This window comes from Streptomyces sp. NPDC048496 (genome assembly GCF_043200055.1).
Lineage (GTDB): Bacteria > Actinomycetota > Actinomycetes > Streptomycetales > Streptomycetaceae > Streptomyces.
Map to the genome: position 1 here is coordinate 94,054 of NZ_JBICXB010000019.1, position 7,848 is coordinate 101,901.

Annotated in this window: 7 protein-coding genes; 4 read left to right on the top strand and 3 right to left on the bottom strand. The window is 70.0% G+C overall.

The window, feature by feature from the left end; genetic code table 11:
• Positions 1 to 38 precede the first annotated feature (38 nt).
• Both ACGFSA_RS19175 and ACGFSA_RS19180 read left to right on the top strand, forming a co-directional pair.
• Positions 39 to 1,541, top strand: a complete 1,503-nt coding sequence (locus ACGFSA_RS19175; protein WP_393305647.1) for an MFS transporter — start codon at positions 39 to 41, stop codon at positions 1,539 to 1,541.
• The gene (locus tag ACGFSA_RS19180) at positions 1,538 to 2,116 is read left to right on the top strand and encodes a TetR family transcriptional regulator (protein ID WP_393305649.1); all 579 of its coding nucleotides are present in this window, start codon (positions 1,538 to 1,540) and stop codon (positions 2,114 to 2,116) included. The genes ACGFSA_RS19175 and ACGFSA_RS19180 overlap by 4 nt, the downstream gene beginning before the upstream one ends.
• Before the next feature lie 126 nt (positions 2,117 to 2,242).
• Here ACGFSA_RS19180 and ACGFSA_RS19185 read toward each other — a convergent pair whose 3' ends face one another.
• Entirely contained in the window at positions 2,243 to 2,599 is a 357-nt protein-coding gene (locus ACGFSA_RS19185; protein ID WP_393305651.1) for a hypothetical protein, read from the bottom strand.
• A gap of 262 nt (positions 2,600 to 2,861) precedes the next feature.
• On the opposite strand from ACGFSA_RS19185, the gene ACGFSA_RS19190 reads away from it, so the two are divergent.
• Both ACGFSA_RS19190 and ACGFSA_RS19195 read left to right on the top strand, forming a co-directional pair.
• Positions 2,862 to 3,533: a TetR/AcrR family transcriptional regulator gene (locus ACGFSA_RS19190; protein WP_393305653.1), complete on the top strand. Its 672-nt coding sequence runs from the start codon at positions 2,862 to 2,864 to the stop codon at positions 3,531 to 3,533.
• Between the two features lie 135 nt (positions 3,534 to 3,668).
• Positions 3,669 to 4,430 carry a GNAT family N-acetyltransferase gene (locus ACGFSA_RS19195; protein WP_393305655.1) on the top strand — a complete coding sequence of 254 codons (762 nt, stop codon included), beginning with the start codon at positions 3,669 to 3,671 and terminating at the stop codon, positions 4,428 to 4,430.
• A 168-nt stretch (positions 4,431 to 4,598) separates the two neighbouring features.
• Here the strand turns inward: ACGFSA_RS19195 and ACGFSA_RS19200 are convergent, their stop codons facing one another.
• Positions 4,599 to 5,336, bottom strand: a complete 738-nt coding sequence (locus ACGFSA_RS19200; RefSeq protein WP_393305657.1) for a hypothetical protein — start codon at positions 5,334 to 5,336, stop codon at positions 4,599 to 4,601.
• Positions 5,337 to 5,806: 470 nt separating this feature from the next.
• On the bottom strand, positions 5,807 to 7,384 hold the full coding sequence (locus tag ACGFSA_RS19205; RefSeq protein WP_393305659.1) for a glycoside hydrolase family 95-like protein: 1,578 nt from the start codon (positions 7,382 to 7,384) through the stop codon (positions 5,807 to 5,809).
• Between the last annotated feature and the right edge of the window lie 464 nt (positions 7,385 to 7,848).

The following is a 7,848-nucleotide window of genomic DNA, read 5'->3' on the forward strand; positions in this document are numbered from 1 at the left end:
GCTTCCACCGCCACCGCCGAGCACCCCACGGAGATCGCATGCCCGCGGACACATCTGCCCCCGACGGGGCAGCCGCCCGGACGCCGACCCCGCACCACCCCCGTTTCGCCGTGGGCGTCCTCGCCTTCTGCGGGGTCGTGGTCGCGGTCATGCAGACGATCGTCGTCCCGCTTCTGCCGCACATCCCGGCCCTCACCGGCGCGACCCCCGCCGCCGCGAGCTGGCTGGTCACCGTCACCCTTCTCACCGGCGCCGTCTTCACGCCCGTCCTGGGCCGGGTCGGCGACATGTACGGCAAGCGGCGGGTGCTCGTCGCCTCGCTCGCGGTGCTGGTCACCGGTTCGGTGCTGTGCGCGGTCAGCTCCCACATCGGCGTACTGATCACCGGCCGCGCCCTCCAGGGCGCCGCGCTCGCCGTCGTACCGCTGGGCATCAGCATCCTGCGCGACGAACTCCCGCCCGAGCGTGTCCTCTCCGCGGTCGCCCTGATGAGTTCGACGCTCGGCATCGGTGCGGCCGTCGGGCTGCCGGTCGCCGCGCTCGTCGTCGAGCACTTCGACTGGCACACCATGTTCTGGGTGTCGGGAGTGATCGGCCTCATCGACATCGTGCTGGTGCTCTGCTGTGTACCCGAGTCCCCGCTGCGCTCGCGCGGCCGTTTCGACGCTGTCGGCGCGCTCGGGCTGTCCGCCGCCCTGGTCTGTCTGCTGCTCGCGGTGACACAGGGCGCCGACTGGGGCTGGACGTCGGTCCGTACGGTCGGACTGCTCGTCGCCGCCGTCGTGGTGGCGCTGCTCTGGGGCGCGTACGAGCTCCGCGTGACGACGCCCATGGTCGACCTGCGGGTCTCGGCCCGCCCGGCCGTCCTGCTGACCAACGTCGCAGCTCTGCTGATCGGCTTCGCCTTCTACGCGAACTCCCTGGTCACCGCGCAGATGGTGCAGGAGCCGAAGGCGACCGGTTACGGGCTCGGCGCCTCGCTCGTCGTCAGCGGACTGTGCCTGCTGCCGGGCGGCGTGTCGATGGTGGCGCTCTCGCCGGTCTCGGCACGGATCTCCGCGGCGTACGGACCGAAGGTCAGTCTGACGCTGGCGGCCGGGATCATCGCCGTCGGCTACGTGGTGCGGTACTTCACCAGCCACAGCCTGTGGCTGATCATCGCCGGTGCGACGGTCGTCGCGTCGGGCACGGCCATCGCGTACTCGGCGCTGCCCGCGCTGGTGATGCGCGGGGTCCCGGCCGGCGAGACGGGCGCGGCCAACGGTCTCAACACGCTGATGAGATCGATCGGGCAGGCGTTCTGCAGCGCGACCGTGGCCGCCGTCCTGGCCGGCCTGACGTTCCGGGTGGGCGGCCGGACGGCCCCGACGCTCCACGCGTATCAGCTGGTCTTCCTGATCGCGGCGGGCGCGGCGCTGCTGGCGCTGACGGTCACATTGTTCCTGCCCGGCAGGCGTACGGCCGGTACGGGTACGGTCGGAGAGAGCCGCGGCGACCGCAAGGGCGGTGCGCGGACGATCACGATCGAGGAGGGCGCATGACCGGCAGCCAGGCCACCGCTCCGGCTCCGGCCCCCATCGACCCCGGCACGGGCCGGGACGCGATTCTGCGGGCGGCCCGGCGGGCGTTCACCCAGCGCCCGTACGCGGAGGTGACCATCCGGGGGATCGCCGCCGACGCGGGAGTCAGCCCCTCCCTGGTGGTCAAGCACTTCGGCCGCAAGGAAGAACTCTTCAACACGGTCGCCGACTTCGGCCCGGCCGCCGAGGAGCTCTTCGACGCCCCGCTGGACGAGCTCGGCCGCCACATGGTGATCACGCTCGTGCGCCGCCGCCGCGAACAGCAGATGGACCCGCTCCTGCGCGTGGTGTTCTCCCTCGGCAATCGGGACGAACGCTCGCTGTTGCGCGACCGCTTCCACGAACAGGTCACCGAGGCACTGACCGCCCGCCTCCCCGGCCACGAACGCGCCCTGCGCGCCGAACTGATCGCCGGCCACCTCCTCGGCCTCGGCGCCACCCTGAGCCTGCACCGCGAGGGCGCGGGTGCACTGGCCACCCCCGAACACCTCGCGGACCTGTACGCGCCCGCGCTCCAGACCCTGATCACGGGCTGAGAGCGGCACGATCCGCGGGTGCGGTGTGCCGCTCCAGACGGGTCCGGATGCCCGAGTAGCCCGGGCATCCGGATGCGGCATTCACAAACTGCCGCGTGTTGATCGCAAACTCACTGCGCTGGAGCCTCAGCGACCATGGCCGCCGCCGCCGAAGCCGTGGTCACCGCCGAAGCCGTGGTCACCGCCGAAGCCATGGTCACCGCCGAAGCCATGGTCAAAACCGAAGCCATGGTCGAAGCGGAAGCCATGGTCGAAACCGAAGCCATGGTCGAAGCCGTCGTGACAGCGGAATCCCGAGTCCCAGCCGTCACCAAACTGGCAACCCCAGCCCCAGCCGCCGTCGTGAGACGGGACGGAGGCGACGGCGGACGACGGGGGAGAAGCGGCCGCGCTGACAGCGCCGGCTCCGGCCGCGATAGCGAGGAGGGGCGCCACGCAGACCGAGGCGGCTATTCGCCGCATCCTGGTCGTATTCGCGCGCATGATGATGTCCCCCTTCTGGGGGTCGAGAAGAGATCTCGGGCGTTCGCAGGGGACGCCCATCCGCACCAGATCCTGCGCGCGGGTCTGGTGCGCGGTGATCCACCCATCGGAATTGCTGGCAGCGATTCCCTGGCGGGCTTCAGGATCTTACTATTGAGTACAAGAGGGCTCATACGGTACGAAACGCCTCGTATCGCCAAGATAGGGTCACTCATAGGGCAAAGTCAAAGGGTGCACCAGTGGCTCACAAAGGAGGCACACGGTGGTTACTCCCAGGCAGCAGAACGGCCGTCAGGACACTTTGGCTCCCGAGTACGCCGCCCAGCGCAACCGCATCGTGCCTCGCTCCGGGCGGAGGCGCCGGGAGTCTCACGAAGCCGTGCTCCGAGCCACGAAAGCCCTGCTCAGCGAGGTCGGATATCAGCGGCTTTCCTTCGAAGGCGTCGCACGGCGAGCCGGAGTCGGCAAGGCGACGATCTATCGGTGGTGGCCGAACAAGGCCGCGCTGGTGATCGAGGCCCTCAGCGGGGACGTCCCGCTTCCTCCCATCCATGAGACCGGCGACCTCGAAGCCGACCTGCGAACCGCCGTCCGGCTGACCGTCGAGCTCGTCTCCGCCATGCCCACGTGCCTGATCCTCCCGGCGCTGCTCGCCGATGTGATCGAGGATCCCACCGGTACCGGAGCCTTCGCCGAGCTCATCGAACCCCGCCGCGCGTCGGTCGTGGAAATGCTGGAGCGAGCCCGACTCGAAGGCCGGTTGCAGCCCGACACCGATACCTCACTGATGGTCGACATCTACTCCGGAACCGTCGTCTACCTGGCCGCGGTGAGCCGCGAACCGCCGGGCGAGGCGGTGATAGACCAGATCGTCAGCCTCCTCCTGCACGGCCGCCTCCCGACCCAGACCCCTCCGACAGAAGTGGGCTGCTGAATCGGTTTGCCGACGCCCATGTGGGTCACTTCGTCGGACTCCCCACCTGATGAGCCCGTACGCGGTCCTGGATCCCCCGGGGCGAGGACGGAAAAGCGGAGGCGCCCACGGTCCGCGGCTCCCTAAGCTCGCCCCATGCCACGCCCAGAACTGCGACGAATCAACGCGTTCCTCTCCGCCTTCGCCCGCCGTCAGGCCGCGCAGACCATCGACCTCCCGGGCGGATTCGCCGTACGCGACGACGCCTTCGCGCACTCGCACATGAACAATCAGGTCGTCATCGACGGGCCTGTCGCCCCCGAGGCGCTGCCCGGGATCGCGGACGAGGCGCTGGGACATCTGCCGTTCCGGCTGATCTCCGTCCTCGACGACGAGACGGGGAGGGCGTGCGCGGAGCCGCTGATCCGCGCCGGATACACCCACTCGATCGAGCTGGTCATGGCACACACGGGCCCGGTACCGGCCGGCGGCCGCGCCGAGGAGGTGGACCTCGACGCGATCCGTGCGCCGCTCACCCGGCGCTGGCGCGGCTTCCTCCCGGACGTCGACGACGCGGTCGTACGCCACCTCGTCGACCGCCGCGAGACCCGTCGCCGCGGCGCCGACGCCGTGCACTTCATAGCGGCCCGTACGGAGGAGGGCGAGGTCGCCTCGTGGGCGGATCTCTACCTGGACCCGGCAACCGGCATCGCCCAGATCGAGGACCTGATGACCTCCGAGACCCACCTCGGCCGCGGCCACGCCGACGCGGTCCTTGCCACGGCCCTGCGCATGGCCACCGACGCGGGCTGCGGTACGCGGTTCCTGCTCGCAGACGCGGACGACTGGCCACGCCATTGGTACGAGCGCCGCGGCTTCTCGGTCATCGGGCAGTCGCACTGCTTCGAACGCGGCTGAGGGCGGCTTCGGACGGCGCCGGCTGCGGCACCCCGCACTGGCCGTGGAGGCGGTCAAGTGGCCGGAGCGCGGCCTCGGCGAGCTCAACGACGGAGCAACACCCTTCGCCCCCGTCACGGCTTCCGGCCAGTGACAGGGGTGTGCGGGCGGCTCCTCCCGGGGGAGGCGTCAGTTGGCGGGGGACTGGTAGAGGCCGCGGCCGGCGCGGTGGGCGCGGGAGGTGCCGACAAGTCGGTCGAGTGTGCTGCGTACGGTGTTGATGCTGCCGGGGGTGAGCTCGCGTCCCAGGGCCTTCGTGACGTCACGCGCACGGACGGGGGTGTCGCCGAAGGAGGCCAGGACCTTCATGGCCATCTCGGTGAGGCTGCCACTGTCGTCGACTGCCGGCGCGGCGGGCGCAGCCTTCTTCGGCGCCCTGGCCTTCGAGGGCTTGACGGGCTTGGCGGGCTTGGCGGCCTTGGCAGCGACGGCCTTCTTAGCCGGCTCGCTCTTCTGCTTGGCGGGCGCCTGCTTGCGGCCCTTGGCCACGGGCGCCTTCCGGGCCGTACGGCGAACAGGGGTGGCTGCTGCCTTCTCCTGCGGGGCTTCCGCCTCGACGGCAGAGTCGGTGCCCCCCTGCGCCTGCCGCGGAATCTTAGGAGCGGCGACGTTCTCCGTCTCAGCGTTCGCCGACGGAGCGGGGACGGCGCCGGGCTCACTGCCGACCAGCGAAGGTGCCGGTGCCGGGGGAGCGGTGGACAGCGCCTGCAGAGCGGTCAGAGCGGTGCGCACCGACTCCAGGCGTTCGGTGACCGTCGCGAGTTCCTTCTCCAGAGCCTGCTGATGCTCTTCCAGGCGCGGAAGTTCCGCCTGCAGCAAGGCAGTTGTGGCCTTGACGGTGCTCTGTGTGTTGGTTTCTGAGGTCATGGTGTCGCCCTTCGTTTCCGGCCGACCGTTGCTGACCGACATGTCGCAGCGTAAGGGGCATTGTGTTGTGTCCTGAAATCGCCCCTTCAGTGCGCACTGGCAACAGGCGTCGTCAGCACTGGCCACCAGTCTTCGGGGTCGCCGGAAACCGTAGACGAAGGCCTGCACACCCAAGGTGTGCCTGCACTTCCTGGTGCTCGGCCGCCCGACCTGCTGGACGAAGCGAGGGGGCGGCTGCGCGCGGGCGTACGTGTGGGGAGGAGTTCGCCCACCTGGCAGAACTCTCGTACCTGATGGCCGACGAGGAGCCGCCGGCCGACCTACCCCGAGCGCGGTGGGCGCCGTTGGTTCTACGGTCCCGTCAACTGCCTCGGAGGTGGCGTGTTCTGATACCGGTCGGCACAGCCGGTGAAGAGACCGGCTGTGCCGACGACCCGTGCCGCGCTGCTTCGGCCGGCGGACGGCCGACGTCAGGGCTTGATCGGCTTCACCTTCGTGTCGACGCCGTTCACCCGCACGGTGACGTTCCGTTGGTTCCGCGCCCGGTCGGCCACGATCCTGTAGGACGTGACCTTTCCGTCGCGCCACGCACAGCTGATCTCATAGCCGCCGCGGGCGCGGAGTCCGGTGAAGGAACCCTTGGCCTTCCATTCGTCCGGCAGGGCGGGCAGCAGGTGGATGACGCCGTCGTGGCTCTGCAGGAGCATCTCCGCCACGGCGCCCGAGATGCCGAAGTTGCCGTCCATCTGGAAGGGCGGGTGGTTGCAGAACATGTTGGGCAGCGTGTTGTAGGTCAGCAGTCCGCGCAGCATGATCTGGGCGCGGAGCCCGTCACCGAGGCGGGCGAAGAGGGCTGCCCGCCAGGGCCAGGTCCACGAGCGGCGGCTGTCGCCCGACACCGTCCCAGCCGTGAACGGGACGCCTTCCTTCTCTCCGCACCGTGCCTTGAGCGAGACGAGGGCGGCGGCCGCGAAGCCGGGCGTCTTCGGGGTGATCTGGCGGCCCGGGTAGACCGCGAAGAGGTGTGAGGTGTGGCGGTGGATGTCGGTGGGGCTGTCGATGTCCTCCTGCCACTCCTGCAGCTGACCCCACCGGCCGATCTTGTTCGGCGCGAGGCGCGCCTGCATGTTTTTGACCTTGGCCCGGTAGCCGGCATCCGCCTCGAGCGCCGCCTCGCAGTCGACGAACGTGGACTGCATGCGCGTGTCGAACCCCTTGCCTTCCAGCACGACTTCCCCGATCTGGAAGCCGGTGGACGACTCGCCGGGGGTGAATGTGAGCCGGTAGGTGCGGTAGGCCGTGCTGTTGGTGATCCGGAAGGTCCGGGTCTCGCCGCGGCCGGCAAAAGGCGCGCCGGGGTTCTGCGTGTCGAGGGTCACCCAGGCTTGCCCGTCCTGCGATGCCTCGAGTGCCCATCGCCGGGGGTCGTCGTGCGGGCGGTCCGGGGCCGCCGTCAGCGTGTACGAAGTGACGGCGGTCGCGGTGGACAGGTCGGCCTGCCAGACGACCGCCGGTGCGACGGCGTCGACCCGCCAGACCGTGGCCGGATCGCGGTCCACCGAACTCGAGATGTCCGTGGCCTGACCGGATCCCTCGGAGTGCCCGCTGGGCGACGACAGGTACATCGAACCGGCCCCGCCGAGGTCGACGCCGGACAGACCGATCTCGCTCACCTGGAAGTGGCTGACCCCTGCTTCGGGAACGAAGTCGAACCGGTAGAAGCGGTAGGCCGCGGTGTCGGCACAGGTGAATTCCTTCGTCTGGAAACGGCTCTCGAAGGGCGTCGCCAGAGTGCGGCTGTCCAGTGTGGTCCAGGTGGCGCCGTCGGCGGAACCGGAGAACGTCCAGTCCTGCGGGTCGCGCTGCGGCACGTCGTTGGCACTCGTCAGACGGTAGGACGCGACCTTGACGGGGTCGGGGAGCTCGACCTGCCACTGCACCTTCGAGCCGGGCGCCTCGATGCACCACTTGGTGCCCGAGTTACCGTCGTACGTCTTGTCGACGCCCTCCGCCGAGGAGGTGCGGTACGGCCCGCCCGGGGCCGTCACCTTCGCACGGCGATCGAAGGTGGTGGTCCGCCAGGAAATCCCTGGCGGCCGGCTGCCGACGGAGCCCCATGGCACGCACCGCCCATCACCTTCCGCCTTCGCGGACGAAGAAGTCCCGCAGCGACCTGCCGGGAGCCCCGTGGCACTTGGTGGCGCTCCGGGATCTCCGCTACAGCGCCCGCTGTCTGGCCGCGGCGGCGCGCGAGTCCCACCGGCCTTGGCCCCACGCTGTCCGACGACGGGTGGATGTCTAATGCTTCCCTCGCCACAACCGCGACCGCGGGGTCTCGCGATGGTCCCGCCCTGGAGGAGCGCCGGGCCCGACACGGTTCGCGAAGATCAACGGGACGTCGGCGGCCCTGCCGGCTGAGAGCCTGTCGGGTGGCCGGTTGATTACGCTGCGATGAGGTCCTCGATGGTCTTGGTTCGGGCGGTCTTGCGGTGGGATTCATGGCTCCACCGTG

What these genes read in the sequence shown, in the direction of transcription:
- ACGFSA_RS19195 (WP_393305655.1), top strand. Translation starts at nt 3,669, where the DNA reads ATGCCACGCCCAGAACTGCGACGAATCAACGCGTTCCTCTCCGCCTTC.
- ACGFSA_RS19200 (WP_393305657.1), bottom strand. Translation starts at nt 5,336, where the DNA reads ATGACCTCAGAAACCAACACACAGAGCACCGTCAAGGCCACAACTGCC.
- ACGFSA_RS19180 (WP_393305649.1), top strand. Translation starts at nt 1,538, where the DNA reads ATGACCGGCAGCCAGGCCACCGCTCCGGCTCCGGCCCCCATCGACCCC.
- ACGFSA_RS19185 (WP_393305651.1), bottom strand. Translation starts at nt 2,599, where the DNA reads ATGCGCGCGAATACGACCAGGATGCGGCGAATAGCCGCCTCGGTCTGC.
- ACGFSA_RS19175 (WP_393305647.1), top strand. Translation starts at nt 39, where the DNA reads ATGCCCGCGGACACATCTGCCCCCGACGGGGCAGCCGCCCGGACGCCG.